This window comes from Desulforamulus profundi (assembly GCF_002607855.1).
In genome coordinates this window covers 13,152-39,098 of the sequence record NZ_AWQQ01000105.1, presented here as the reverse complement: position 1 = coordinate 39,098, position 25,947 = coordinate 13,152, and the positions used below count along the sequence as shown (strand labels likewise).

At 51.3% G+C, this 25,947-nt stretch carries 34 protein-coding genes and 10 pseudogenes; all 44 read right to left on the bottom strand.

Annotation, left to right across the window (positions count from 1 at the left end; translation table 11 throughout):
- Window positions 1–173 precede the first annotated feature (173 nt).
- Window positions 174–887, bottom strand: a complete 714-nt coding sequence (locus P378_RS15850; RefSeq protein ID WP_238473321.1) for an N-acetylmuramoyl-L-alanine amidase family protein — start codon at window positions 885–887, stop codon at window positions 174–176.
- A gap of 325 nt (window positions 888–1,212) precedes the next feature.
- Window positions 1,213–1,908, bottom strand: a complete 696-nt coding sequence (locus tag P378_RS15845) for a cytochrome c biogenesis CcdA family protein (protein WP_099083928.1) — start codon at window positions 1,906–1,908, stop codon at window positions 1,213–1,215.
- A 145-nt stretch (window positions 1,909–2,053) separates the two neighbouring features.
- Entirely contained in the window at window positions 2,054–2,497 is a 444-nt protein-coding gene (locus P378_RS15840) for a PPC domain-containing DNA-binding protein (RefSeq protein WP_099083927.1), read from the bottom strand.
- Window positions 2,498–2,697: 200 nt separating this feature from the next.
- Entirely contained in the window at window positions 2,698–2,877 is a 180-nt protein-coding gene (locus tag P378_RS15835) for a hypothetical protein (protein ID WP_099083926.1), read from the bottom strand.
- Window positions 2,878–2,982: 105 nt separating this feature from the next.
- A pseudogene (rpsI, locus tag P378_RS15830) lies at window positions 2,983–3,374 on the bottom strand (30S ribosomal protein S9).
- Window positions 3,375–3,406: 32 nt separating this feature from the next.
- Entirely contained in the window at window positions 3,407–3,838 is a 432-nt protein-coding gene (gene rplM, locus P378_RS15825) for a 50S ribosomal protein L13 (protein WP_099083925.1), read from the bottom strand.
- Window positions 3,839–3,962: 124 nt separating this feature from the next.
- A pseudogene (truA, locus tag P378_RS15820) lies at window positions 3,963–4,705 on the bottom strand (tRNA pseudouridine(38-40) synthase TruA).
- A gap of 58 nt (window positions 4,706–4,763) precedes the next feature.
- Window positions 4,764–5,570, bottom strand: a complete 807-nt coding sequence (locus P378_RS15815; RefSeq protein ID WP_099083924.1) for an energy-coupling factor transporter transmembrane component T family protein — start codon at window positions 5,568–5,570, stop codon at window positions 4,764–4,766.
- A gap of 17 nt (window positions 5,571–5,587) precedes the next feature.
- Window positions 5,588–6,196 carry an ATP-binding cassette domain-containing protein gene (locus P378_RS23180; RefSeq protein WP_420796020.1) on the bottom strand — a complete coding sequence of 203 codons (609 nt, stop codon included), beginning with the start codon at window positions 6,194–6,196 and terminating at the stop codon, window positions 5,588–5,590.
- An 88-nt stretch (window positions 6,197–6,284) separates the two neighbouring features.
- On the bottom strand, window positions 6,285–6,455 hold the full coding sequence (locus P378_RS24335) for an ATP-binding cassette domain-containing protein (protein WP_420796019.1): 171 nt from the start codon (window positions 6,453–6,455) through the stop codon (window positions 6,285–6,287).
- Window positions 6,433–7,269, bottom strand: coding sequence for an energy-coupling factor transporter ATPase (locus tag P378_RS15805; RefSeq protein ID WP_099083923.1), 837 nt, complete (start codon window positions 7,267–7,269; stop codon window positions 6,433–6,435). The genes P378_RS24335 and P378_RS15805 overlap by 23 nt, the downstream gene beginning before the upstream one ends.
- Window positions 7,270–7,654: 385 nt before the next feature.
- Window positions 7,655–7,993 carry a 50S ribosomal protein L17 gene (gene rplQ / locus P378_RS15800; protein WP_099083922.1) on the bottom strand — a complete coding sequence of 113 codons (339 nt, stop codon included), beginning with the start codon at window positions 7,991–7,993 and terminating at the stop codon, window positions 7,655–7,657.
- A 14-nt stretch (window positions 7,994–8,007) separates the two neighbouring features.
- Complete coding sequence (locus P378_RS15795; protein WP_099083921.1) at window positions 8,008–8,955, bottom strand: DNA-directed RNA polymerase subunit alpha; 948 nt, start codon at window positions 8,953–8,955, stop codon at window positions 8,008–8,010.
- Window positions 8,956–9,004: 49 nt separating this feature from the next.
- A complete protein-coding gene (rpsD, locus tag P378_RS15790; protein ID WP_099083920.1) occupies window positions 9,005–9,631 on the bottom strand; it encodes a 30S ribosomal protein S4 in 627 nt (208 codons plus the stop codon).
- 20 nt (window positions 9,632–9,651) lie between these two features.
- Window positions 9,652–9,926: pseudogene (rpsK, locus tag P378_RS15785) on the bottom strand (30S ribosomal protein S11); the annotation flags it as partial.
- 138 nt (window positions 9,927–10,064) lie between these two features.
- Window positions 10,065–10,435 (bottom strand): annotated as a pseudogene (rpsM, locus tag P378_RS15780) (30S ribosomal protein S13).
- A gap of 21 nt (window positions 10,436–10,456) precedes the next feature.
- Entirely contained in the window at window positions 10,457–10,570 is a 114-nt protein-coding gene (rpmJ, locus tag P378_RS15775; RefSeq protein WP_003544690.1) for a 50S ribosomal protein L36, read from the bottom strand.
- 26 nt (window positions 10,571–10,596) lie between these two features.
- Complete coding sequence (gene infA / locus P378_RS15770) at window positions 10,597–10,815, bottom strand: translation initiation factor IF-1 (protein WP_003544696.1); 219 nt, start codon at window positions 10,813–10,815, stop codon at window positions 10,597–10,599.
- Between the two features lie 6 nt (window positions 10,816–10,821).
- Window positions 10,822–11,133: a KOW domain-containing RNA-binding protein gene (locus P378_RS15765; RefSeq protein ID WP_180261142.1), complete on the bottom strand. Its 312-nt coding sequence runs from the start codon at window positions 11,131–11,133 to the stop codon at window positions 10,822–10,824.
- A gap of 40 nt (window positions 11,134–11,173) precedes the next feature.
- A complete protein-coding gene (map, locus tag P378_RS15760) occupies window positions 11,174–11,920 on the bottom strand; it encodes a type I methionyl aminopeptidase (protein ID WP_099083918.1) in 747 nt (248 codons plus the stop codon).
- Window positions 11,921–11,933: 13 nt separating this feature from the next.
- A complete protein-coding gene (secY, locus tag P378_RS15755) occupies window positions 11,934–13,193 on the bottom strand; it encodes a preprotein translocase subunit SecY (protein ID WP_099083917.1) in 1,260 nt (419 codons plus the stop codon).
- Window positions 13,194–13,195: 2 nt separating this feature from the next.
- The gene (gene rplO / locus P378_RS15750) at window positions 13,196–13,636 is read right to left on the bottom strand and encodes a 50S ribosomal protein L15 (protein ID WP_099083916.1); all 441 of its coding nucleotides are present in this window, start codon (window positions 13,634–13,636) and stop codon (window positions 13,196–13,198) included.
- Window positions 13,637–13,650: 14 nt separating this feature from the next.
- Window positions 13,651–13,829: pseudogene (rpmD, locus tag P378_RS15745) on the bottom strand (50S ribosomal protein L30).
- Between the two features lie 11 nt (window positions 13,830–13,840).
- Window positions 13,841–14,331, bottom strand: a pseudogene (gene rpsE, locus P378_RS15740) (30S ribosomal protein S5).
- Between the two features lie 39 nt (window positions 14,332–14,370).
- Window positions 14,371–14,738 (bottom strand): annotated as a pseudogene (gene rplR, locus P378_RS15735) (50S ribosomal protein L18).
- Between the two features lie 18 nt (window positions 14,739–14,756).
- Window positions 14,757–15,305 (bottom strand): 50S ribosomal protein L6, encoded by a 549-nt coding sequence (rplF, locus tag P378_RS15730; RefSeq protein ID WP_099083915.1) that lies wholly within the window; start codon window positions 15,303–15,305, stop codon window positions 14,757–14,759.
- 24 nt (window positions 15,306–15,329) lie between these two features.
- Complete coding sequence (rpsH, locus tag P378_RS15725; protein WP_099083914.1) at window positions 15,330–15,728, bottom strand: 30S ribosomal protein S8; 399 nt, start codon at window positions 15,726–15,728, stop codon at window positions 15,330–15,332.
- 21 nt (window positions 15,729–15,749) lie between these two features.
- A complete protein-coding gene (locus P378_RS15720) occupies window positions 15,750–15,935 on the bottom strand; it encodes a type Z 30S ribosomal protein S14 (RefSeq protein ID WP_099083913.1) in 186 nt (61 codons plus the stop codon).
- 24 nt (window positions 15,936–15,959) lie between these two features.
- Window positions 15,960–16,505 carry a 50S ribosomal protein L5 gene (rplE, locus tag P378_RS15715; protein ID WP_099083912.1) on the bottom strand — a complete coding sequence of 182 codons (546 nt, stop codon included), beginning with the start codon at window positions 16,503–16,505 and terminating at the stop codon, window positions 15,960–15,962.
- 27 nt (window positions 16,506–16,532) lie between these two features.
- Entirely contained in the window at window positions 16,533–16,853 is a 321-nt protein-coding gene (gene rplX / locus P378_RS15710; protein WP_099083911.1) for a 50S ribosomal protein L24, read from the bottom strand.
- A gap of 97 nt (window positions 16,854–16,950) precedes the next feature.
- Window positions 16,951–17,318: pseudogene (rplN, locus tag P378_RS15705) on the bottom strand (50S ribosomal protein L14).
- Between the two features lie 39 nt (window positions 17,319–17,357).
- Window positions 17,358–17,627 carry a 30S ribosomal protein S17 gene (rpsQ, locus tag P378_RS15700; RefSeq protein WP_099083910.1) on the bottom strand — a complete coding sequence of 90 codons (270 nt, stop codon included), beginning with the start codon at window positions 17,625–17,627 and terminating at the stop codon, window positions 17,358–17,360.
- 42 nt (window positions 17,628–17,669) lie between these two features.
- The gene (gene rpmC, locus P378_RS15695; protein ID WP_099083909.1) at window positions 17,670–17,867 is read right to left on the bottom strand and encodes a 50S ribosomal protein L29; all 198 of its coding nucleotides are present in this window, start codon (window positions 17,865–17,867) and stop codon (window positions 17,670–17,672) included.
- Window positions 17,857–18,291, bottom strand: a complete 435-nt coding sequence (gene rplP / locus P378_RS15690) for a 50S ribosomal protein L16 (RefSeq protein WP_099083908.1) — start codon at window positions 18,289–18,291, stop codon at window positions 17,857–17,859. The genes rpmC and rplP overlap by 11 nt, the downstream gene beginning before the upstream one ends.
- 3 nt (window positions 18,292–18,294) lie before the next feature.
- The gene (gene rpsC, locus P378_RS15685; protein WP_099083907.1) at window positions 18,295–18,960 is read right to left on the bottom strand and encodes a 30S ribosomal protein S3; all 666 of its coding nucleotides are present in this window, start codon (window positions 18,958–18,960) and stop codon (window positions 18,295–18,297) included.
- Window positions 18,961–18,964: 4 nt separating this feature from the next.
- A complete protein-coding gene (gene rplV / locus P378_RS15680) occupies window positions 18,965–19,306 on the bottom strand; it encodes a 50S ribosomal protein L22 (RefSeq protein ID WP_099083906.1) in 342 nt (113 codons plus the stop codon).
- A gap of 20 nt (window positions 19,307–19,326) precedes the next feature.
- Window positions 19,327–19,611, bottom strand: coding sequence for a 30S ribosomal protein S19 (gene rpsS, locus P378_RS15675; protein WP_099083905.1), 285 nt, complete (start codon window positions 19,609–19,611; stop codon window positions 19,327–19,329).
- Window positions 19,612–19,685: 74 nt separating this feature from the next.
- Complete coding sequence (rplB, locus tag P378_RS15670; protein ID WP_099083904.1) at window positions 19,686–20,513, bottom strand: 50S ribosomal protein L2; 828 nt, start codon at window positions 20,511–20,513, stop codon at window positions 19,686–19,688.
- Between the two features lie 14 nt (window positions 20,514–20,527).
- Window positions 20,528–20,814, bottom strand: a pseudogene (gene rplW, locus P378_RS15665) (50S ribosomal protein L23).
- Window positions 20,814–21,433: pseudogene (gene rplD, locus P378_RS15660) on the bottom strand (50S ribosomal protein L4). The pseudogenes rplW and rplD overlap by 1 nt, the downstream one beginning before the upstream one ends.
- A gap of 31 nt (window positions 21,434–21,464) precedes the next feature.
- Window positions 21,465–22,094, bottom strand: a complete 630-nt coding sequence (gene rplC / locus P378_RS15655) for a 50S ribosomal protein L3 (RefSeq protein ID WP_099083903.1) — start codon at window positions 22,092–22,094, stop codon at window positions 21,465–21,467.
- A gap of 80 nt (window positions 22,095–22,174) precedes the next feature.
- Window positions 22,175–22,483, bottom strand: a complete 309-nt coding sequence (gene rpsJ / locus P378_RS15650; protein WP_003544757.1) for a 30S ribosomal protein S10 — start codon at window positions 22,481–22,483, stop codon at window positions 22,175–22,177.
- Window positions 22,484–22,615: 132 nt separating this feature from the next.
- Complete coding sequence (tuf, locus tag P378_RS15645; RefSeq protein ID WP_099083902.1) at window positions 22,616–23,818, bottom strand: elongation factor Tu; 1,203 nt, start codon at window positions 23,816–23,818, stop codon at window positions 22,616–22,618.
- 42 nt (window positions 23,819–23,860) lie between these two features.
- A complete protein-coding gene (gene fusA / locus P378_RS15640) occupies window positions 23,861–25,939 on the bottom strand; it encodes an elongation factor G (protein WP_099083901.1) in 2,079 nt (692 codons plus the stop codon).
- Between the last annotated feature and the right edge of the window lie 8 nt (window positions 25,940–25,947).

Below are 25,947 nucleotides of genomic sequence, written 5' to 3'. Positions count from 1 at the left end.
CAGCGGAATCAAAATAAATCAATCTTATCTCCCCCTTTACAATTCTGGTCTTTTTAATGTTCCATACTATGCAAAGCATTATTCTCCAGTGACTCCTGGTGATATTTATTGGGACTTCAAACAAAAGATCACCCGGCGGGACAAATGCTCTGTCCAGGCGGATGATCCGGTGTTTACGGTGCTGGTATATGATTACCGGGCTGCTGCTGAAATGTTTTCAGGACATCTTTTTCATTGACGCCGGAGTTTTCTCTGCTTTTTTCTTTCTCCTCATAATATTTTATAATCCCGGCGGCAATGCTCCAGGCCACTTTACTCTGGTACAAAGGATCCTGCAGCAGTTTATCCTCTTTGGGGTTGGTCAAAAAGCCGATTTCTACGATAGCCGCCGGCATCTTGGTTGTTCTTGTAACAAAGTAGTCCACCTGCTTGGCTTTCCGGTGGGTATTGCCTAAAATGACGGCCATTTCCTTCTGAATGCATTTAGCCAAAATTTTACTTTCCGGGGAATTGGGCTGGGAGAACACCTGGGCTCCGTGTTCCTTCTGGCCGGGAAACCCATTGCAGTGAATGCTGACGAACAAGTCGGCGTTTCTTTCATTGGCCAATTCCGCCCGCCGGGATAAATCCTGCCTTTTTTTGCTGCCCTGGACCGAAGTGTCGCTTAAATCTATATCAGTGTCCCTGGTCAAGATAACCGCTGCTCCCATTTCACCCAGAACGGTGGCCAGTCGTTTGGACACCTCCAGGTTGATCTCCTTCTCGGGCACCCCGCTGACACCGATCTTCCCCGGGTCTCTCCCCCCGTGCCCCGGGTCCACCACAATCACCTTGTTGGCCAGAACATAGGACATGGCCGCAATGTTCTTTTCTTCTTGTTTTATCATGCCATCTTATAAATTTGAACCGACAGCACCAACAGGACCAAACACCCGATGATGTATCGTTTATTTATTTTGACTGCTCTGATGATGGCCAAGACCTACCACTCCTTTAACCAGTACAAGTCTTCTAAAGGAATGGTATGCACAAAAATTGGTAAATAGAAGCAGTCGCAGCAAAAAAAGCCAGTTTCATTGGCAGTTGGTCATTGATTCTGCATAGATTGTAAGAACCGGAAATAGTTTGGGTCAGGTTTGAACTTATTATTGACTTATTCATTAATCCCAGGTTTATCTATTTCATGATAAAGGCTTACCCGTGTCCCCGCTCCTAAAAAGTCAAGTAAGCGCTTATACGCGGGAAAATATCCAGGAACAGCAACACCCCGACGATCATTAGGATAAGACCGCTGGCCACAGAGAGGACAGTGAGATACTTGTTGAACCTGGGCAGATAGTTGACCGTCCAACTGATACTGATGGCTGCCAGCATAAAGGGAATCGCCAATCCCAGGGAATAAACCCCCAGCAAAAGGACCCCTTTGGTTACCGTGCCGGACATTCCGGCATATACCAGGATGGACCCCAGGACTGGGCCCACGCAGGGAGTCCACCCGGCAGCAAAGGTAACCCCCAGCAGCAACGCCCCCAGGGAACCGTTCACCCGGACGGGAAGATGAACCTTGTATGTCCGGTAAAGGGCCTGCCACTTCAGCAGCCCGGTCATCTGCAGGCCCATGATGAAAATGATGATGCCGCCAACCTTGGCCAGCACTTGCTTATGTGCCAGAAAAAATTTGCCTATATAACTGCCGGTGGCCCCCATTAAAATAAACACCAGCATAAAGCCCAGGTTAAACAGGGCTGCCCTGCTGATCACCAACCGCTTATTAACCTCCGGGGTCCCCGCTGTGATGGACACCCCGGCCAAATAAGAAATATATCCCGGCACCAGCGGCAGTATGCAGGGTGAAAGAAAAGAAACGATACCTGCCCCAAAGGCCAGGTATAACGGAACAGAAGACATCGGAATCACCACTTAACTTTTTAAATCTTTATATCAATGATAACACAATTGTTCCATTGTTTTAGTTAGAAAAATGACACCCTCCTAAAACCAGTCAGGCCCTAAAAGCACCAGATACTCCCTGTCCAAATTAACAAGGTATCCTCTATAAGTCCAACAGTTCAAAACCGGTGCCGGGATCAATTTTCCTTTGGGCGGAAGTGTTCTTAAGTTCTAAAATGACGACTTCCCCGATGTGCCAAATGGTAATACCCTCCCTGGTGCAACCGGTTACGGTTTCTTTGTTACGCCCAAAGGCAGAGTGTAAGTGCAATTTCGGACTCTTTTCTTCATTGGTAAACAAAGTCCCAACACCTACGGCTTCGCTTACCCCAAACAAACTTGTGATCATGGGTACCGGTTTTGGGGACGTACCGTCTTCCGGTCCAACCACAACCTTGCTGTCTTTATCAACACCGCCAAGAAAAAACACGATTGCGGATTTTATCTGATTGGCCTTTGCAAATCCCTCAATGGTGTCGGGTATCTTGTCTCCGTGTTCCAGTCTTAAAATAAAGATCCTGCCCAAGTTGGCTTCCGAATACTTCATAAATGTCTCCCCTCAATTCGACGAAATGTCTTCTAAACAACTTCGTATAAAGGTCTTGCACTTCCGGCACCCTTGAGCCCAGTTTAAAACTTGCATACCGGTCAACCGACTCCGGACATCTATAACACCTTTTTCTAACAAAGACGGCCGAATCCTGCCGGCGGGTGTGAAAATATCCTCTGGCAACGGTCCCAGATCTTTTAGTCGCAACTGAACGTGGTAGTATCACGGAACATCCGCTTTACTTGATGGGTGTTGCCTGGTTTTGGACCGGTGTCGGTAATCTTTTCGGGGAGTGTTATCAGACCTTTTAATGGGGATTTTTTTATCCAAGCGAGCAGTTCATCGGCTTCCTCTACCACTTGGCCCAGACGCTCCAAATTGGCCGATTCATCCAAATGATGTTCAAAGAAAATTGTGATGCTGAATAGTTACTAAAAATGCAAAAAAGGAAGGCATTTGCCTTCCTTTTGTATGTTCGAAGATTAACGTTTGGAGAATTGGGGTGCACGACGGGCTTTCTTGAGACCGTACTTACGACGCTCTTTCATCCGCGGGTCACGGGTTAAGAAACCGGCGCGCTTTAATACGGGACGCAGGTTGGGGTCGGCTTGCACCAGGCACGGGCGATGCCGTGTCTTACGGCACCTGCCTGGCCGCTGACGCCACCGCCTACTACTTTGCAGATGACATCAAAACGACCGGTGGTGTTGGTCAGCTCCAAAGGCTGGCGAACAACCATGTCCAGGGTTCTGCGTCCGAAATATTCCAATACTTGCTTGCTATTTACAACAACCTTGCCTTCGCCGGGTACCAGGTATACCCTGGCCACTGCGTTCTTACGACGGCCGGTTCCGTAAAATTGTACTTGAGCCACAATATTTCCTCCTTCCGGTAAGACTTTAATGATTAAAAGTTCCACACTTCCGGCTTTTGAGCCTGATGGGGATGTTCGCCGCCAGCATAGACCTTCAGCTTTTTGCTCTGCTGTTCGCCTAAACGGTTGTGGGGCAGCATGCCTCTGATGGCTTTTTCCATAATTAGCTCCGGGCGCTTATCCATCATGGTCCGGTAGGTGAACTGCTTCAGACCGCCGGGATAACCACTGTGCCGGGTGTACATTTTTTGATCCAGTTTATTACCGGTAAGGACTACCTTATCAGCATTGATTACAATTACATGGTCACCGGTATCTACGTGGGGAGTGAACATGGGAGTGTGCTTACCACGCAAAATACGAGCAGCTTCTGCAGCCACACGACCAAGGGGCTTTCCTTCAGCATCTATGACATACCACTTGCGCTGTATTTCAGCTGGCTTGGCCATGAATGTTGTCTTCATTATCCGTATACCCTCCTTACTGCACTGGGCCAAATTACGATAACGGGGCGGGAATCGCAACTGGCCACACATAATAGTATTTTAATCGATTAAAATGGAGTGTCAAGTGGAAGAGCATGACTTATTAGTACTCCACTTCCATTAGACAAAGTCCCTGGGGTGGAACGGTGGTACCTGCCTGGGTGCGATCTCTGGATGCGATGATTTGTCCTATTTCTTCGGGCTTTATTTTTCCCATACCGATCTCCAGCAGGGTCCCGGTGATAATGCGTACCATGTTGTAAAGGAAGCCGTTCCCTCTGAGGTAGAGGTGGATTACAGGGGGGGCTTCAATAATTTCTGCCCGGTAAAGGGTTCTGACGGTGTCTTTCACCGGTGTCCCCTGGGCCTGGAAGCATTTGAAATCGTGGGTTCCCAAAAGATATTTGGCGCCTTCCTTCATGGCCTCAATATTGAGAAGCTTGGCTCGTGATAACAATACAGGCGGTGCAGCGGTGACATGACCCGGTGATGGTAGATGGAATAGCGATAGGTCTTCGCTGTGGCAGAAAACCGGGAGTGAAAGTCCGGGGGTACATCCTCCGCCTTCCGCACCTTGATGTCTTCCGGCAGCAGGGTGTTCATGGCCAGGTGGATCTTTTCCGTGGGCACCGGCCAGCTTTCGCTACGGAAATTGACCACCTGCCCCTGGGCATGGACGCCGGCGTCGGTACGTCCGGCCCCGATGATCTGAACAGGTGTTTTGGCAATTTTACCAAGGGTGCTTTCTAAAACCTCCTGGATGGTTGCCAGCCCCGTCCCCCGCTGCTCCTGAAAGCCGTGGTAATTTGTACCGTCGTAAGCCACCGTTAATTTTATATTTTTCAAGTTTTCCTATCACCACCCTAACTCCAGTTCGAACTTCGAAGGAAAAGTCAATAATAAGTCAAGCCTGACCCCTGGTTGCTGCTACGGCAATGGCGGATGTGAGTAAAACCCCTAATACAATAATATCCGGAAGCCGGTATTTAAATTGTTTTAATTGGGTCCGCCCGGTATCTCCCCTGTAACAGCGGGCTTCCATGGCCACTGCCAGTTCATCGGCTCTCCTCAGAGAACCTGCCAGCAAAGGCACCAGCAGCGCCACCGATGCCTGCAGCCGCCTGTTGAAGCTCCCGGTGCTGATGGAGCCCCCTCGGGCTTGCTGGGCCTTCATGATCGCTTCGGCTTCCTCTAACAGGCTGGGGACAAAGCGCAGAGCAATTGTCATCATCATGGCCAGTTCATGGGTCGGTAACCCAAATCGTTTAAAGGGCTGCAGCAGCCTTTCCATGGCTGCAGTCAAGTTCACCGGTGTGGTGGTCATGGTTACGATCATGACCGACAGGATCAGTAAACTCAGGCGGTAAAAAAGCTGCATCCCCAACGTGAAGCCCTCCCGGCTGACGTGGATCATTCCCCACTGCCAAAGCGCTTCCCCGGGATAGGTCAAGGATTGGAGCACCGGGCTGATCAGCAGGACGACCCAGAGCAGTTTCATGCCCCGCCAGTAGGTCCCCAGGGGAATCCCGGCCAGCACTAGGGCCAACAGCACCGGTATCCCCGCCGCCAAATACCCAACCGGGCCGCCGGCAAGCAATACCGAAGCCATCACCAGGGGCATCGCCAGGATTTTTGCCCTGGGATCCATCCGGTGCAGCAGAGAATCTCCCGGGTAATATTGTCCGATTGTGATGTTGTAAAACAGAGACAAGGCCAACACCTACAATTCTACTGTACTTTTCCCTTAAGCCTCAGCAATCTCTCCACTTCCCGTACCGCTTCCGGCAGGGTGGTCATGTTCTGTACCGGCAGGCCTTTCTCTTGCAGGGCCATGGACAGTTGGGAGGCAAAGGGTGTGGATAAGCCAAGGCTTGCCAGTTCCTTGCCTCGGCTGAAGATTTCTTTCGGGGTTCCCTCCATGGCAATTTTACCGCGGTACAACACGGTGACAAGATCGGCCCGGTGGGCTACTTCTTCCATGTCGTGGCTGACTAATACCACGGGAACCTGTTGTTTTCGGCAAAGGTTGGAGAAGAGGTCCATCAACTGCCGCTTCCCCCGGGGGTCCAGTCCGGCTGTGGGCTCGTCCAGCAGTAAAACTTCCGGCTCCATTGCCAGGATTCCTGCCACGGCAGCCCTGCGCCGCTGTCCACCGCTGAGTTTAAAGGGGGATAGGTGATAAACCTCTTCCCCCAGGTTTACCTCTTGCAGGGCTGTTTTTACGCGCCGGTGCACCTCAGCTTCGCTGAGACCCAGATTTATGGGTCCGTAGGCAACATCATTAAAAACGGTATCCTCAAACAGCTGCCGTTCCGGGTACTGGAAGATGACGCCCACCCGCCGCCAGAGACCGGCCCTGTTTTTTTGTTACTCATGTCTTGGCCACATATAGCAACCCTGCCTTCCCCCTGCAGCAGCCCGGCCATCACCTGCAGCAGGTTGATTTGCCGGACCCCTGGGGGCCTATGATCGCTCTGAATTCCCCTTTTTCTACGACAAAACTGACATCCCGCAGGCGTCCCGCTGTAAAGGAGTGCCGGGCACGTAGGACACGCTCAGGTTTTTTATCTCCACTATTTTTGACATAAATACTCAACCCAATCCGTTACGTGGTACAGGGTCTCCGGAACAGCCAGTCCTCGCTCCCTCATCCTGCGGGCCAATTCAGCCGGCGGGGGGATCTCAAGTCCGATTTCCCTGAGCCAGTCAACCCGGGAAAAACATTCCCGGGGGCTTCCCACGAAGGCTGTTTTTCCCTGCTCTAACACGACAATTCGGTCCGCCGCCACCGCTTCGGTCATATCATGGGTCACAAGGACCACCGTTTTGCCGGACTGCTTTAAGCGAGCCAGCTCTGACAAGACTTCCCGGCGTCCGGCAGGGTCCAGCATGGACGTAGGTTCATCCAGGACCAGCACCTGCGGTTCAATGGCCAGGACGGAAGCAATGGCCACCCGCTGTTTTTGCCCCCCGGACAAACGGTGGGGCGGAAAATCCAGAAACTCTTCCAACTGCATGCGGGCGCTGAGCTCCTTGATGCGCTTTTTCATTTCTTCAGGAGGGAAGCCCAGGTTTTCCATGCCAAAGGCCAGTTCCTCTTCCACCAGTGCCGCCACCAACTGGTTATCCGGGTTCTGAAACACCATCCCGACTTGCTTTCTGATTTGCCACAGGGAAGTCTCATCGGCGGTATCCAGGCCGTCCACCAGCACTTGACCGCCGGTTGGCGCCAGCAGCCCGTTCATAAGCCTGGCCAGGGTGGACTTGCCCGACCCGTTGGGGCCAAGCAAAACAAGCATTTCCCCGGCATAAACATCCAGATTGATGTTATCCAGCACAATCCGGTTGTTTGTCCCGGGGTAACTGAAGGATACCCCTTGGATATTGATAACCTTACGGTTTTCTATCATTATATATCACCTGTGCCCCGTAGGCTTTCATACATGTCCGGCTATTCGCTGTTCGCTTTTCGCCTTAAGGGCATTCCTCAAAGGGTTAATAGTTCAAAATCCTAGAATTTACTTTAACGGTTCTTACTTAAAGCAATAAGACCCAATAGAAAAGCAGGATAAGGCTAGCAACAGAACCCAAAAGGAATACCCCATAGGCAAAAGCGAATAGCGAACGGCGAAGGACTAAGAGTAGATCCCCATAAATATCCGCAGCGTTTACACTAATAAAAAACCCCGGGGTTACACACAATCGTTACCCCCGGGGCTTTTCCTCTTTCCTTCAGGCAAGGCGAAACGGAAACCGCACGTCCCGGGGTTTCCGCCAATTCTTACGCCGTGGAAATTATACCAGTTCCAACAGCACCATTTCTGCTGCGTCACCCCGGCGATAACCTACCTTCACGATACGGGTGTAGCCACCCTGTCGTTCGGTATATTTCGGGGCAATGGAATCAAACAGTTTTCTTACTACATCTTCTTCGTAGATATATTCTAAGCACTGGCGGCGAGCAGCCAGGTCGCCTCTTTTGGCAACGGTAACCAGCTTCTCGGCTATACTGCGTACATCTTTAGCCCTGGGTTCGGTGGTCTGAATCCGCTCATCCCGGAATAAAGAGGTAACGAGGTTTCTCAGCATAGCTTTTCTGTGGCCAGTGGTTAAACCAAATCTGCGATAACCCACAAGTCGTCCCTCCCTTACTCGTCGTCATTCCTTAGCGACAGGCCTAATTCGTGTAATTTGTTTACCACTTCTTCCAGCGATTTCTTACCAAGGTTGCGCACCTTCATCATATCCTCTTCATTACGCTGGATCAGTTCTTCGACGGTGTTAATACCAGCCCGTTTCAGGCAGTTGTAGGAGCGAACAGACAGGTCAAGTTCCTCAATGGTCATTTCCAGGATCTTGTCCTTTTGCTCCTCTTCTTTTTCCACCATAATTTCAACATCGTTGACCGTCTCGGTTAAACCAATAAACAGTCGTAAATGTTCGCTTAAAATTTTGGCAGACAGGCTGGTGGCCTCGTCCGGTCGGATACTGCCGTTGGTCCAGACCTCAAGAGTGAGCTTGTCGTAGTCTGTGATCTGACCTACACGGGTATTTTCCACAGTGTAGTTGACCTTACGTACCGGTGTATAAATGGAGTCGACGGGAATCACCCCGATAATGTGCTCACCCTTCTTGTTCTTCTCTGCAGAAGCATAGCCCCGGCCTTTGTTTACGGTAATTTCCATAAACAGGCGGCCGCCGGTATCCAGGGTAGCCAGGTGCAATTCGGGGTTTAAAATTTCTACATCGGCGTCATGAATAATGTCACCGGCAGTGACGGGACCTTCGGTTTGTGCTTCCACCCGAAGAACTTTTTCCTCGTCGCTGTGAATCTTAAGACAAAGATTTTTGAGGTTCAGGATAATGTCGGTAACGTCTTCCCGAACACCCGGAACGGTACTGAATTCGTGCAGTACACCGTCAATTTTCACGGAAGTAACAGCTGCTCCAGGCAGGGAGGAAAGCAGAATCCGGCGGAGGGAGTTGCCCAGGGTAATCCCGTAGCCACGCTCCAGCGGTTCTACCACAAATTTACCGTACGTATTGTCCTCACTTTGTTCCACAATCTCAATCTTCGGCTTTTCAATCTCCAACAATTCGGTAACCCTCCTTTGGCCGGACCGGAACTAACATAAAACCGACCAATTACCTGGAATACAATTCAACGATCAGATGCTCTTCAACAGGAGCGTCGATTTGATCCCGAGTCGGTAAAGCAACCACTCTTGCTTTGGCTTCCTGAACGTCATACTCCAACCAGGCCGGAGAAGTACGGTCAGCAGCTCTCTCCATTAATTCCTTAACCCGTGGAGAATTTTTACTTTTATCACGAACAGCAATTTCATCCCCTACACGGACCTGGAAGGAAGGGATGTTTACTTTTTTGCCGTTGACAGTAAAGTGTCCGTGACGGACCAGTTGCCGGGCCTCCACTCTGGAAGCGCCCAGGCCCAGGCGGTAAATTACGTTGTCCAAGCGGCGCTCTAACAGGCGCAGCAGGTTTTCACCGGTAACACCGGGCTGGCGTTCTGCACGCTCAAAGTAGTTACGGAAAGGTTTTTCCAATACGCCGTAGATACGGCGCGCCTTTTGCTTGGCACGCAGCTGAATGCCATATTCGGAAATCTTTTTACGACCCTGACCATGTTGTCCGGGAGCATAGCTACGACGGTCAATTGCACATTTACCGGTGTAGCAGCGGTCTCCCTTTAAATACAGTTTCAGGCCTTCACGCCGGCACAGACGGCAGTGTGGACCAGTGTATCTTGCCATGGAAACTCACGCACCTCCCTTTACACTCTCCGGCGCTTCGGCGGCCGGCAGCCATTATGCGGAATGGGTGTTACGTCTTTAATCATGTTCACTTCGAGTCCTGCGGCTTGCAGGGAACGAATCGCAGCCTCACGACCGGAACCGGGTCCTTTAACGGTCACTTCCACTTCTTTCAGACCGTGTTCCATTGCGTCTTTGGCAGCGGCTTCGGCAGCCATTTGGGCGGCAAAGGGAGTGCTTTTACGGGAACCCTTGAAACCAACCTGACCGGCGCTGGACCAGCCAGGCAGTTGCCCTTCAGGTCGGTGATGGTCACGATGGTATTGTTAAAGGTGGACTTGATATGAGCCACACCCTGCTCAATGTTTTTCTTTTCCTTACGTTTTGTTCTTACTTGGCGACGCGCCATGTTTGTTCTTTACCCCCTCTCACCTTACTTCTTCCTTCGTACGCCAACGGTCTTTTTGGGACCTTGCGGGTACGGGCGTTGGTCTTTGTACGCTGGCCGCGAACAGGCAGTCCGCGACGGTGTCTGAGGCCCCGGTAGCAACCAATTTCAATCAGTCGCTTGATGTTGAGTGCAACTTCCCGGCGGAGGTCACCTTCAACCTTGATGTTTTTATCGATATAATCCCGGAGTTTATTAATTTCTTCTTCAGTCATGTCCTTGATTCTGGTGTCCGGGTTAACGCCGGTCTGGTCCAGAATTTTTTGAGCGGTGGGCTTACCGATACCGTAAATATAGGTAAGAGCGATTTCTGCTCTTTTATCCTTCGGCAGGTCCACCCCGGCAATACGTGCCATATTTCGATTACACCTCCCGTGTTACCCTTGCTTTTGCTTGTGCTTGGGGTTTTCGCAGATAACCATAACCTTACCTTCACGGCGGATGATCTTGCATTTCTCACAAATCGGCTTGACCGATGGTCTCACTTTCATAATGTAACCCTCCTTTGGGGGATCTTTTACTTGAAGCGGTAAACGATGCGACCCCGGGTTAAGTCATAGGGAGACAGTTCCACCGTAACCCTGTCGCCAGGTAGTATACGGATGAAGTTCATGCGAATCTTTCCGGATACATGGGCCAGTACTTTATGTCCGTTCTGAAGCTCCACCCGAAACATGGCGTTCGGGAGCGGCTCTAAAACCTTGCCTTCAACTTCTATCACATCATTTTTTGACATTGCTCTTTACCCAACCTCCTTACCTTTGAGTAAAGGTTCCTCCTGGAGTTTCCTCATCAACTCAGCGAGTTCCGACATTACCTCTGCATTTGTTACCTTGCTTTGGGCTGCCAGCTTTACTCCGATATTCTCAGAAACCAGCGGCCAAACTTTAAGGTGCTTGGGGTTCTTCTTCTTTGGCTTTTCCGTCCCCCGATATTCACCGTCGGTAACCACTACAAAACCATTATCAGACTGATGCAGAACCAGGTAGTACCTTCCTGCGTCACGCCCCTGGGTCGAACTTACCAGCTGTCCGGGCCTCACTTGATCTACCAAACCTATTGCACCTCCAACACCTCTCCGCGTCCTTAGCCACTTAAAGTTTTGTTAGAATTTCTGGTGTATCATCGGTTATGGCTATTGTGTGTTCAAAGTGGGCCGACAACTTACCGTCCAGTGTGACAACCGTCCAATTATCCGGTAGCGTGCGAACCTCAAAGGTGCCCAAGTTTACCATTGGTTCAATGGCTAACGTCATACCTTTTTTTAGCCTGGGCCCCCGGCCGGGAGGTCCAAAATTGGGTATTTGCGGGTCCTCATGCATTTTGGCTCCTATACCATGCCCTACATAGTCCCGAACAACTGACATACCGTGTTTCTCCACCCATTTTTGAACGGCGTGGGAAACATCCGTAAGGCGATTCCCCTCCACTGCCTGAGCAATGCCGGCGTATAACGATTCTTCGGTGACCCTTAGCAGTTCCCGGGCGTCGTGGCTGATAACCCCGACCGGCAGTGTAAGGGCACTGTCACCAACAAAACCATTTATTACCGCACCACAATCAATGCTAATAATATCCCCATTTTCCAATTTTCTTAAACCGGGGATTCCGTGCACCACTTCTTCATTCACAGAGGTGCACAGGGTGGCCGGGAATCCGCCGTACCCTTTAAAAGCCGGCCTGGCGCCTTTACCAACAATGAAATCTTCGGCCTTTAAGTCAAGTTCCCTGGTAGTGACACCGGGCTTCACCATATCCCTGATTTCTTCAAAGGTTTGCGCAACCACCCGGCCGGCATCCCGCATGTAGTTCAGTTCTCGTTCGCTTTTTATGGTAATCATCTGAATCCACCCGCTACTTCAGGAAACCCTGGTAACTCCGCATCAGCAGGTGAGATTCAATCTGCTTCATGGTATCTAAAGCAACACCCACTACAATCAGCAGCGCTGTACCACCAAAGTATATATTGGGAATCCGAGTCAGGGGAAGTATGATGTTCGGCATGATCGCAATCAGTGCCAGGAATACCGCCCCGGCCAGGGTGATCCTGCTCATCACCTTGCTGATATATTCAGCCGTGGAACGACCAGGTCGCAGTCCCGGGATGAATCCACCATACTTCTTAATGTTTTCCGCCATATCAACGGGGTTCATAATCACCGCGGTATAGAAGTAGGTGAAGCCGATGATTAACATGGCGTATAAAATGCTGTTTAACACGCCGCCCCAGGCGAACCACTTGAGGTACCAGTCTGCCACGGCGTTGCCTGTAAACCAGGATGCAATCTGGCCCGGGAACATTAAAAGTGAAGAGGCAAAGATGATGGGAATTACACCGGCCTGGTTCACTTTTAATGGCAGGTGGGAAGTCTTACCGCCGTAAACGCGACGGCCCACAACCCGCTTGGCATACTGCACAGGGATACGGCGCTGGCCTTCCTGTACTGCCACCACGGCGGCGATTACCAGCACGCCAATAATGAGCAGCGCCAGCACACTCAGGATATTAATGGTTCCTGCACTTAAATATTCTCCAATGCTGACGAGGGCCGACGGTATTCTTGAAACAATACCGGCAAATATGATCAGCGAAATACCGTTGCCAATCCCTTTGTCGGTAATTTGTTCACCAATCCACATCAACAGTACAGTGCCGGCTGTAAAGGTGATGGCTACGATTAAGTAGTTCAGGACGGTGGGGTTCACCATGGCGCCCTGCAGGGCCACTGACATGCCGATGGCCTGAATGAAGGCCAGCACGGCAGTAAAGTAACGGGTGTACTGCGTGATTTTCTTGCGTCCCTCTTCTCCTTCTTTGGCCAGTCTTTCCAGGTGAGGAATGACCACCGTCAGGAGCTGCATAATAATTGAGGCGTTGATGTAGGGGGTAATGCTCATAGCAAAAATACTGGCGTTTTTAAAGGCACCCCCGGAAATGACGTCAAAGAATCCAAGCAGTTGACCTTTTGTCAACAGGTTGGCAAATGCCTCCGGGTTAACACCGGGTACCGGAATATGAGCTCCGACCCGGAACAGGAACAGCATCGCCAGGGTAAAAAGCAGCTTGTTCCGCAGTTCGTCCAGTTTGAACGCAGCTTTCAGGCTGTTTAGCACCCTTAAATCACCTCGGCTTTACCGCCTGCAGCGGCAATCTTTTCAGCTGCCGATTTGCTGAAGGCGTGAACTTTTACGGTCAAAGCTTTTTCCAGGGTTCCTTCTCCCAGGATCTTTACACCGTCGCCGATCTTCTTGATGACTCCTGTTTCTAATAATACTTCGGGCGTTACTTCTGTGCCGGGTTCAAATACATTGAGGGCGTCCAAGTTAATGGCAGTAATCTTCTTTTTGAAGATGTTTGTGAAGCCCCGCTTGGGGAACCGGCGCTGTAAAGGCATTTGACCGCCTTCAAAACCAGGGCGCACACCGCCGCCGGATCTGGCTTTTTGACCTTTATGGCCTCTACCGGAAGTTTTACCTAAACCCGAGCCGATGCCCTGACCCTTACGGGTTGGCTTTGTTCTGGCGCCGGGAGCCGGTCTTAATTCAGAAAGATTCAACCGGTACACCTCCTTTAGGCTTCCTCAACCTTGACCAGGTGAGCAACTTTATTGATCATTCCCCGTATCTGGGTATATCCTGATGTTCGACTACACTATTGGTCTTACCCAAGCCAAGGGCGCGGACAACTTTCCGCTGTGCCTCAGGCCTGCCGATAAGACTGCGAACCAGCGTAATTTTCAGCTTGGCCATTGTCCGTCCCCCTAACCTAACAATTCTTCCACGGTCTTGCCGCGTAAACGGGCCACTTCCTCTGGGGTCTTAAGCAGTTTAAGTCCCTCCATGGTGGCGCTAACCATGTTATTGGCGTTGTTGGAGCTAAGGACTTGGTTAAGATGTCCCTTACCCCTGCCAGTTCCAGGATCGCACGCACAGGACCGCCGGCAATGACACCGGTACCTTTGGCGGCAGGCTTCATCAGGACTTTACCTGCCCCGAAACGACCATGTACTTGGTGGGTAATGGTGGTACCGTTTAAGGGTACTTTTATCATGTTTTTCTTGGCGTCTTCGATTCCCTTGCGAATAGCTTCGGGAACCTCAGAAGCTTTGCCTAAACCGGCGCCAACGTGGCCGTTGCCGTCGCCGACAACCACCAGAGCGGAGAAGCTAAAACGCCGACCACCCTTTACAACTTTGGCAACACGGTTTATATACACAACCTTTTCGGTCAGTTCTAACTTGCTGGCATCAATTCTCGCATGAGTCGTTGCTTCCCTCCTTTGTCAAACAGACTAGAAGTCCAACCCTGCTTCTCTGGCACCTTCCGCCAGAGCTTTTACACGACCGTGGTACAGGTAGCCTGCACGGTCAAACACCACTTCTTTAATGCCCTTTTCCAGGGCCAGTTTGCCGACTAAATTCCTACAGCCTTGGCAGCCTCAACGTTGCCACCGTTTTTCACCTGATCCTTTAATTCCGGCGATAGGGTTGAAGCGGCAACCACGGTCACGCCAGTTTCATCGTTGATGAGTTGGGCGTAGATATTGTTCAGGCTGCGGAATACGTTAAGACGCGGTCTTTGCGCAGTGCCCACAATCTTATTCCGTACTCTGCGACGACGCTTTGCACGTATCGCTTTACGGTCAATTTTGGTAAGCAACCGAGTTCAACTCCTTCCCTATTTCTTACCTTTACCGCCAGCTTTACCGGCCTTGCGGCGGATCACTTCGCCTTCGTATTTGATCCCCTTGCCTTTGTAGGGTTCGGGCTCGCGTACGGCACGAATGTTGGCTGCCAGTTGGCCCACTGCTTGCTTGTCGGAGCCTTTGACAGCGATTTTAGTGGGAGCCGTCACTTCGATATCGATTCCTGCCGGGGGTTCAATTTCTACCGGGTGAGAATAACCGACGGTCAATACCAGCTTATTCCCTTGCTTGGCAGCACGGTAACCGACGCCGACCAGTTCCAGATTGCGCTGGAAGCCTTTGGTGACGCCTTCCACCATATTGCTTAACAGGGTGCGGGTCAGACCGTGTAAAGACCGGTGGGGCTTCGCATCGCTGGGGCGCTCAACCACCAGATTGCCTTCTTCCAGTTTAATAATCATATCCCGGTGGACTTCCCGCTCCAGTTGACCGTTGGGGCCTTTTACTTTGATCAGGTTGCCGTCAATCTGAATGTCAACCCCCTGCGGTACCGGAATGGGCTTTTTACCAATCCTGGACATCTATCACACCTCCTGTTACGAACGCTACCAGACGTAGCAAACAACCTCGCCGCCCAGGCCGGACTGGCGCGCTTGTTTGTCGGTCATAATTCCTTGTGAAGTAGAGACGATTGCGATACCCAGTCCGCCCAATACCTTGGGGATCTGGTCTTTCTTGGCGTACACCCGCAGCCCGGGTTTGGAGATTCTCTTCAGCCCGGTGATCACGCGCTGCTTATTGCTGCCATATTTCAGATAAAGTCTGATTATACCTTGTTTACCATCTTCCACAGTTTCGTATTCTTTGATGTAGCCCTCTTGCTTCAGGATTTCAGCAATAGCCTTTTTTACGTTGGAGGCCGGGGCTTCTACTTTATCATGGTAAACAGTGTTAGCATTGCGAATTCTTGTTAAGAAATCCGCAATGGGATCGGTCATGACCATGTGATGCAACCTCCTTCCTGATTACCAGCTGGCTTTCTTTACTCCAGGAATCTCTCCACGATAGGAAAGTTCACGGAAGCAGATTCGGCAAATGCCAAACTTTCTCATATATCCGTGGGGCCGACCACACAGTTTGCAGCGATTATGGGCGCGTACTGTGAATTTCTGTGGTCTGTTTGCCTTGTTGATCATTGATTTTTTTGCCATCGATTACCCTCCTTTACCGGAAGTTTAGCTTGCTTTAACAAAGGGCATGCCCATCAGTCTAAGCAGCTCTCTGGCTTCTTCGTCAGTTTTGGCGGTGGTGACAAAGGTAATGTCCATGCCCCGCACTTTATCAATTTTATCGTATTCGATTTCCGGGAAAATTAGCTGTTCCTTCAGGCCCAGGGTGTAGTTGCCACGGCCGTCAAAGGATTTGTCGGATACACCACGGAAATCTCTTACCCGGGGCAGCGCAACGTTGAACAGTTTGTCAACAAACTGGTACATCCGCTGGCCGCGCAGGGTCACTTTAGCGCCAATGGTCATGCCTGCACGGAGTTTAAAGGCAGCAATGGACTTCTTGGCTTTGGTGGTAATGGGACGCTGACCGGTAATGGTCATTAAATCGCCAACAGCTGCATCAATGGCTTTGCTGTTTTGAATGGCTTCGCCCAGTCCAACGTTGATAATCACTTTTTCCACTTTAGGTACCTGCATTATATTCTTGTAACCGAACTTTTGCATTAAAGCCGGTACAACTTCATTCAGGTATTTATCCTTTAGCCTTGCCACGTGTTCTCCTCCTTTCCGACGCTCCTGTTAGCTGAGTGTTTCTCCGCAATGCTTGCAAACCCGCTCTTTGTTGCCGTTGCCCAGAACTTTCTTTTGGATTCTGGTGGGCTTGTTGCATTTGGAGCAGTACAGCATAACGTTCGAGCTATGGATGGGGGCCTCTTTTTCCGTAATGCCTCCCTGAGGCATCTGGGGAGTGGCCTTTTGGTGACGCTTGACAATGTTTACGCCTTCCACAATCACACGGCTTTTGGCCGGTTCAACGGATACCACTTTACCCTTCTGGCCGGCGCTTTTACCGGTGATCACCATGACAGTATCGCCCTTACGAACGTGAACTTTCGGCATGTAGTACATACACCTCCTGTTTGAGAGGTGAGAGATGGGAAGTTAGAGGTTGGATCGATTTACTCTCCTACCACTCTTACCTCTTGCTTGAGTCCGACTAGATAACTTCGGGTGCAAGTGAAACGATTTTCATGAAGTCTTTTTCACGCAACTCCCGGGCCACAGGTCCAAAGATACGTGTACCCCTGGGGGTTTTATCGTCTTTAATGATGACAGCTGCGTTCTCATCAAACTTGATGTAGGAACGTCCGGACGGCGAACTTCTTTGTTGGTGCGCACAATTACACACTTTACAACATCACCTTTTTTAACAACGCCGCCGGGTGTAGCTTCCTTAACAGAAGCGACAATAATATCTCCAACGCTGGCATAACGACGCAGGGATCCACCCAGAACGCGGATGCACATCAGTTTACGGGCCCCTGTGTTATCAGCAGCTTTCAAGATCGTTTGAACTTGAATCACGGAATTGACCTCCCTTCGTGCCCGGTATAAGCCAAAACCTTACAGTTGTTCGGCCCGTTCCAGGATTTCAATCACACGCCAGCGCTTATCCTTGGACAGCGGGCGGGTTTCCATGATACGAACAGTATCGCCGATACGGCAGCTGTTTTCCTCATCATGGGCCTTGAATTTCTTCGTTTGACGAATGGTGCGGTTGTACAGCGGGTGACGTACACGGTCTTCTACAGCCACAACAATGGTTTTATCCATTTTGTCGCTAACCACTCTACCCTGACGAACTTTGCGCATGTTACGCTGCTCTTCCACCATCGTACCTCCTTCCTGGTCGATGACAATTTACCAGATTGCTGCTTAGCGAATGCCCAGTTTTCTTTCGGTCTCTACGGTTTTTAAACGGGCAATCTTCCGTTTGCATTCTTTAATCTTCATGGGGTTATCCAATTGTCCGGTGGCCAACTGAAATCTCAGTTTAAAGAGCTCGTCTTTGGAGTCATCTAACCTCTTAGCCAATTCGGCATCAGTGAGATCTCTGAATTCCTTAACTTTCATTGGCTTCACCTACTTCCCCGCGTTTTACGAACTTGCACTTCACGGGCAGTTTGTGCATGGCCAGTCTCATCGCTTCACGGGCAGTTGCCTCGGGAACGCCGGCAACTTCAAACATAACACGACCAGGCTTTACAATGGCTACCCAGTGCTCTGGAGCACCTTTACCGGAACCCATACGGGTTTCAGCCGGTTTCTGTGTGATCGGCCTATCCGGGAAGATGCGAATCCATACTTTACCACCACGTTTAATATAACGGGTCATGGCAATACGAGCAGCTTCGATTTGACGGTTCGTAATCCAACCGGCCTCCAGGGCCTGGATTCCGTATTCGCCGAAGCTTACCTCTCCGCCGCCTTTGGTAACGCCGCCGTTGCCACGGGGACGGTGCTGCTTGCGGTATTTAACCCTTTTCGGAATAAGCATCGGTTACTCGCCTCCTTGACCGGCTGCGGGTTTTTTCGCTTCCGGCAAAACTTCTCCTTTATAGATCCATACTTTTACGCCAATTTTACCGTAAGTTGTGTTGGCTTCGGCAAAACCATAGTCAATGTCAGCACGCAGGGTGTGAAGGGGTACCTTGCCTTCGCTGTACCACTCGGTACGGGCAATTTCAGCACCGGCCAGACGTCCGCTGCAGGCAATTTTAATGCCCTTGGCACCCAGTCTCAGGGAACGCTGTACGGTTTGCTTCATGGCGCGGCGGAAAGCAATCCGCTTTTCCAGCTGGGAGGCGATGTTTTCTGCCACCAGTTGAGCGTCTGTTTCCGGGGTCTTGATCTCTACGATATTTACATGAACCTGCTTGCCGGTCATTTTTTCCAGTTCTTTTCTTAAGGCTTCTACTTCAGCGCCGCCGCGGCCGATAACGATGCCCGGCTTGGCAGTGTGAATGGAAATCTTGACCCGGTTGGCGGCACGTTCAATTTGGGTTTTGGAGATACCGGCCTGATAAAGCTTGCGCTTGATAAACTCGCGAATTTTTACGTCTTCGATCAGTAAATTGGAGTAATTGCGCTTATCAGCAAACCATTTACCTTCCCAGTCTTTAATAATGCCAATACGCAAACCCTTGGGGTTAACCTTCTGGCCCACGCACTTATCCCTCCTTTTTATCCGACACCACGACTGTAATGTGGCTGGTTTTTCTTTTGATAATATCCGCACGCCCCATGGCTCTGGGCATCACACGCTTCAGGCTGGGACCCTGATCTACGAAAATTTGGGATATTACAAGTTCCTCTTTATCCATTTCATAGTTGTGTTCCGCGTTAGCAGCAGCAGATTTGACCACCTTGGTCACAGCGGCGGCAGCTTTATTGGGAGTATAGCGCAGAATGGCTAAGGCCTCTTCCAATTTTTTGCCCCGGACTAAATCCACTACCATGCGGGCTTTACGCGGGGATACGCGGATAAATTTGGCGATTGCTCTCGCTTCCATCGTTTAGCCCCCTCTTGTGGTTACTTAAGCGCAGTGGACCGCTCGGTGTGGCCACCGTGGCCCCTGTATGCTCGGGTGGGTGCGAATTCACCCAGTTTGTGTCCGACCATATCTTCAGTTACATAAACCGGGATATGCTTGCGGCCATCATAAACAGCGATGGTGTGGCCGATCATCTGCGGGAAGATGGTGGAACGGCGGGACCAGGTTTTAATAACCCTCTTTTCGCCCTTCTCATTCATCTGTTCAACTTTTTTCAAAAGGTGATCGTCGATAAACGGTCCTTTTTTAAGAGAACGAGTCATTATGAACCTCCTTCCGGGATCATGCTCATAGTCCATACTCACGGGGCCGGGTGTGTTGCAGCCCCTACTCTGACTTACTTTTTATTGCGACGTTTTACGATCATGCGATCGCTCTTCTTGTTGCCACGGGTCTTAACGCCCATTGCCAGTTTACCCCAGGGAGTGGATGGGTTGCGACCGATGGGGTTACGGCCTTCACCACCGCCGTGCGGGTGGTCAACGGGGTTCATCACTTTACCGCGAACGGTGGGTCTGATCCCCAGGTGACGGGAGCGACCGGCTTTACCGATGGTGATGTTTTCGTGTTCCAGGTTGCCTACCTGGCCAATGGTGGCCCGGCATTCCTGCAGCACCAGGCGCATTTCACCGGAGGGCAGACGCAGGTTGGCGTATTTGCCTTCCTTTGCCATCAGCTGGGCTGCGGCACCGGCAGAGCGGACCATTTGAGCACCGGCTCCGGGATACAGTTCAATGTTGTGCAGCATGGTACCGACGGGAATGTTGCGCAGGGGTAAGTTGTTACCCACTTTAATGTCGGCTTCCGCTCCGGATTCTACGGTCATGCCCACGGTCAGGCCCACGGGGGCCAGAATGTAGCGTTTCTCACCGTCTGCGTAGTGCAGCAGGGCAATACGGGCGGAACGGTTGGGATCATATTCAATGGCTGCAACCTTGGCGGGGATACCGTCCTTGTTGCGCTTGAAATCAATAATGCGGAACATCCGCTTGTGGCCACCACCCTGGTGCCGAACGGTCAGCCGGCCCTGGGCGTTGCGTCCTCCGGTCTTCTTTAGAGGCTCCAGCAGAGATTTTTCAGGTTCAGTCTTGGTGATCTCGCTAAAGTCGGAGACGGTAACAAACCGGCGGCCAGGTGAGGTAGGTTTGTAATTTTTTACTGCCACCTGGGCTTCCCTCCTTACAGTCCTTCAAAGATCTCGATCTTGTCGCCCTCTTTTAAGGTAACAATGGCTTTTTTACGGTCAGGGGTTCTGCCGGTGAATTGACGAACACGCTTCAGTTTGCCCTTCACCCGCATGGTATTTACCTTTTCTACCTTGACCTTAAAGATGTCCTCAACAGCCTTCTTGATTTCGGTTTTGTTAGCATTCAAATCTACGATGAAGGTGTACTTGTTCTCTGCTAATAAACCGGTACTTTTTCGGTAACCACCGGCTTGATGAGGATGTCGCGCGGATTTTTCATTACGCCAGCACCTCCTCAATCTTAGCAACGGCGTCTTTGGTGATAACCAGCTTGGTGTATTTCAACAGGTCGTAAACATTAACACCTTCAGCCTTTAAGGGCTTCACTCCCTCAATGTTGCGGGCGGATTTTTCAACGTTGGCGTCCCGCTGGGCGGTTACAACCAGGGCCTTTTCTGCATTGAGGTTGTTCAGGATGCGGACCATGTCTTTGGTCTTGGGAGCATCATGATGAGTTGATCCAGTACGATAATGTTTTGATCCAGAACCTTGCTGGAAAGGGCCGATTTAAGGGCCAGGCGACGTACTTTCTTGGGCAGGGCATAGGCGTAATCACGGGGATGGGGTCCGAAGACGATACCACCCTTACGCCAGATGGGGGATCTGGTGCTACCTGCCCGTGCACGACCGGTGCCCTTTTGGCGCCAGGGTTTGCGTCCGCCGCCGCGCACTTCCGCTCTGGTTTTGGTATCATGAGTCCCTTGCCGTTGGTTGGCAAGCTGCATGGTTACGGCATCATGCAGGACAGACTCGTGGGGCTCAATGCCGAACACTTCGTCCTTCAGCTCCACTTCGCCCACCTGTTCGCCGTTGATGTTATATAAAGCTACTTTAGGCATTCTTCACAGTCCTCCTTTCGCTGCGCCACCGCTACTTGGCCTTGACGCTGTTTTTAACCAGTAACAGGCCGCCCCGTGGACCGGGCACTGCACCTTTGATGGCAAGTAAATTACGTTCAGGGTCCACTTTAACAATCTGCAGGTTTTGTACGGTTACCCGTTCAACACCCATGTGGCCGGGAAGTTTTCTGCCTTTAAAGGTTCGAGCCGGGCCTTTGGCTGCGGAGGAACCGGGCCGACGGTGATACTTGGAACCATGAGCCATGGGTCCACGGTGGAAATTGTGACGTTTGATGCCACCGGCAAAACCTTTACCCTTGGAAGTTCCTACAACGTCCACCTTTTCGCCTTCGGCAAAGATGTCCGCTTTAATTTCTTGACCGACTTGATATTCATCAAGATTTTCTACCTTGAGTTCCCGTAAAAAACGCACCGGACGCACACCGGCCTTGGCCAGGTGACCTTTGGTGGGCTTGTTGAGCAGGTTTTCACGCTTCTCACCAAAACCCAGCTGAACGGCGCTGTAACCGTCGTTCTCGGGACTTCTCTTTTGCACTACCAAGCAGGGGCCGGCCTCCACAACAGTCACGGGGATGGCAACGCCTGCTTCGTTAAAAATTTGGGTCATGCCCACTTTTTTGCCAAGAATACCTTTTGGCATGGCAAACACCTCCTGTTATAGTCAGAGGTTAGAAGCCCGTGGGGTCCCCAGGGCTTCTAACATACACTCTCGGGGTCAAACTACAGTTTTATTTCAATATCCACGCCGGCAGGCAGGTCCAGGCGCATTAGAGCGTCAACAGTTTTCGGGGTGGGCTCAAGGATATCGATTAAACGCTTATGCACACGCATTTCAAACTGTTCCCGGGAGTCTTTATTCACGTGGGGGGAACGCAAAATGGTGTAAATGCTTTTCTCGGTCGGCAGCGGTACGGGACCTGCTACCTGAGCACCGGTCCGCTTGGCGGTATCCACAATCTTGGTGGCAGACTGGTCAAGCATTTGATGATCAAAGGCCTTTAGCCTGATTCTGATTTTTTGGCTTTTCATTTGGTCTTACTCTCCCTTCGTCCGATTGTGCGGACTGCTCCGTGAAAATTACCTCGGGGTGCGAGCAACCTTCCACTTCATCGCTAGCCACGCTGCAGGATGCACAGCGTACACAAATCTATTTGAATGAAATTATTCGCGGATACCGGTTACAACGCCGGCGCCTACGGTACGGCCGCCTTCACGGATGGCGAAGCGCAGGCCTTCTTCGATGGCGATGGGGGTGATCAGGTCAACGTCAACTTTAATGTTGTCACCAGGCATAACCATTTCCACACCTTCGGGCAGGTGAACGATGCCGGTTACGTCGGTGGTACGGAAGTAGAACTGGGGACGATAGCCGTTGAAGAACGGGGTGTGACGTCCACCTTCTTCTTTGGTCAGTACGTATACTTCCGCGGTGTATTTGGTGTGGGGCTTGATGCTGCCGGGCTTCGCCAGTACCTGGCCTCGCTCGATTTCTTTACGGTCTACGCCGCGCAACAGCGCTCCGATATTGTCACCGGCCTGAGCATAGTCAAGCAGTTTGCGGAACATTTCCACACCGGTTACAACGGTCTTGCGGGGCTTTTCGTTCAGACCTACGATTTCTACTTCGTCCTGTACCTTTACTTGRCCACGCTCTACACGRCCGGTGGCAACGGTACCGCGACCGGTGATGGAGAACACGTCTTCTACGGGCATCAGGAAGGGCTTATCTACAGCACGTTCGGGAGTGGGGATGTAGTTGTCTACGTTGTCCATCAGTTCCCATACCTTGCCGCACCATTCGCACTCGCGCTTGCCGCAGCCGCATTCCAGGGCTTTCAGGCCGGAGCCGGCTACGATGGGGGTGTCATCGCCGGGGAAGTCGTAGGAGCTTAACAGTTCGCGAACTTCCATGTCGACCAGTTCGAGCAGTTCGGGGTCATCAACCATGTCGGCTTTGTTCAGGAAGACGACGATGTAAGGAACGCCTACCTGACGGGAGAGCAGGATGTGCTCACGGGTCTGGGGCATCGGGCCGTCAGCGGCGGATACAACCAGGATGGCGCCGTCCATTTGAGCAGCACCGGTGATCATGTTCTTCACATAGTCAGCGTGGCCGGGGCAGTCAACGTGGGCATAGTGACGGTTGGCGGTTTCGTATTCTACGTGGGCGGTGTTAATGGTAATACCGCGTTCACGCTCTTCGGGAGCGTTGTCGATTTCATCATAACGCTTAACGGCAGCGCCGCCGGTGGTGGACAAAACAACGGTGATGGCAGCGGTCAGAGTGGTTTTGCCGTGGTCAACGTGACCGATGGTGCCGATGTTTACGTGGGGTTTAGTACGCTCAAATTTAGCCTTAGCCATTTTAAAAACTTTCCTCCTTGCTTCAATCGCAAATATTACAAATTAGCCGTTTCGCTTGGCAATAATGCCTTCGGCAATGTTTTTGGGTACTTCTTCGTAGTGGTCGTGCTGCATGCTGTAGGTACCACGACCCTGGGTCTTGGAACGCAGGTCGGTGGCGTAGCCAAACATTTCAGCCAAAGGAACAAAGGCGGTTACCACCCGGGCATTACCACGACTGCCCATTTCCTCAATGCGTCCCCGGCGGCTGTTCAGGTCGCCGATAACATCCCCCATGTACTCTTCCGGAACTACCACTTCCACCTTGAAAACTGGTTCCAGCAGGACCGGGTTGGCCTTTTGGGCCGCATTCTTGAAAGCCATGGAACCTGCGATTTTAAAGGCCATTTCAGAGGAGTCCACTTCATGGTAGGAACCGTCATAGAGGGTTGCCTTAATGTCCACCATGGGGTAGCCCGCCAGAATACCGTTTTCCATAGCCTCTTTGATACCGTTATCAACGGGGGCAATGTATTCCCTGGGAACCACACCGCCCACAATCTTGTTTACAAACTCATAGCCGGGGCCGCCTGGCTCCAGGGGCTCCAGTTCAATCCATACGTGACCGTATTGACCTTTACCGCCGGACTGCCGTACAAATTTACCTTCGGCCTTAACGGCTTTGCGAATGGTTTCTTTGTAGGCAACCTGGGGCCGTCCAACGTTGGCCTCTACCTTGAATTCCCTCAGCAGACGGTCCACAATGATCTCCAGGTGCAGTTCGCCCATGCCGGCAATAATGGTTTGCCCGGTTTCATGGTCGGTATGCACTTTGAAGGTGGGATCTTCGTCGGTGAGTTTGCCCAGGGCAACACCCATTTTATCCTGATCAGCCTTGGTTTTCGGCTCAATGGCCACGGAGATAACCGGTTCGGGGAATTCCATGGATTCCAGAATGATGGGATTCTTTTCATCACACAGGGTATCACCGGTGGTGGTATCCTTCAGACCCACGGCTGCTGCAATATCGCCTGCATAGACCTCGGGAATCTCTTCCCGGTGGTTGGCGTGCATCTGCAGAATACGGCCAATGCGCTCACGCTTACCCTTGGTTGAGTTGAAAACATAGGAACCGGAACTCAAGACACCGGAATAGACCCGGAAGAACGACAACTTACCAACATAGGGGTCGGTCATAATCTTAAAGGCCAGGGCAGAGAAGGGTTCCGCGTCGCTGGAAATTCTCTGATCCTCGGCTCCGGTGTCGGGGTTAACCCCCTGGATGGCCGGTACATCTGTAGGCGCCGGCATGTAATCCACAATGGCATCCAGCAAGGGCTGCACACCTTTGTTCTTAAAGGAAGAACCACAAAGTACCGGGGTGATTTTAACTGCCAGGGTGGCTTTACGAATGGCCAGTTTTATTTCTTCCTCGGTCAGTTCTTCCCCTTCGAGGTACTTCATCATCAGTTCTTCATCGGATTCAGCCACTGCTTCCAGCAGTTTTTCCCGGTACTCAGCGACCTGATCTGCCATATCGGCAGGAACCTCAGACACTTCGCTCTTGGTACCCAGGTCATCCACATAGAAGATGGCCTTTTGGGTCACCAGATCCACGATACCGCGGAACTGGTCTTCACTGCCGATGGGCAGTTGAATAGCCACCGGGTTTGCACCCAGGCGGTCTTTAATCATGTTCAGACCGTTGAAGAAGTCTGCTCCCACACGGTCCATTTTGTTAATGTAAGCAATTCTGGGCACGCCGTATTTATCGGCCTGTCTCCAGACAGTTTCAGATTGGGGTTCTACCCCACCGACCGAACAGAACACAGCCACAGCACCATCTAACACCCGCAGCGAACGTTCTACCTCTACTGTAAAATCCACGTGCCCGGGTGTGTCTATAATATTTATACGGTGATTATTCCACCGGGCGGTTGTAGCAGCAGACGTAATGGTAATACCCCGCTCCTGCTCCTGTACCATCCAGTCCATGGTGGCTGCGCCATCGTGTACTTCACCAATCTTGTGAACTTTCCCGGTGTAGAACAAAATACGCTCTGTGGTAGTGGTTTTTCCGGCATCAATATGGGCCATTATGCCAATGTTGCGGGTTCTCTCCAACGGAAACTGTCGGGCCATAATGATTC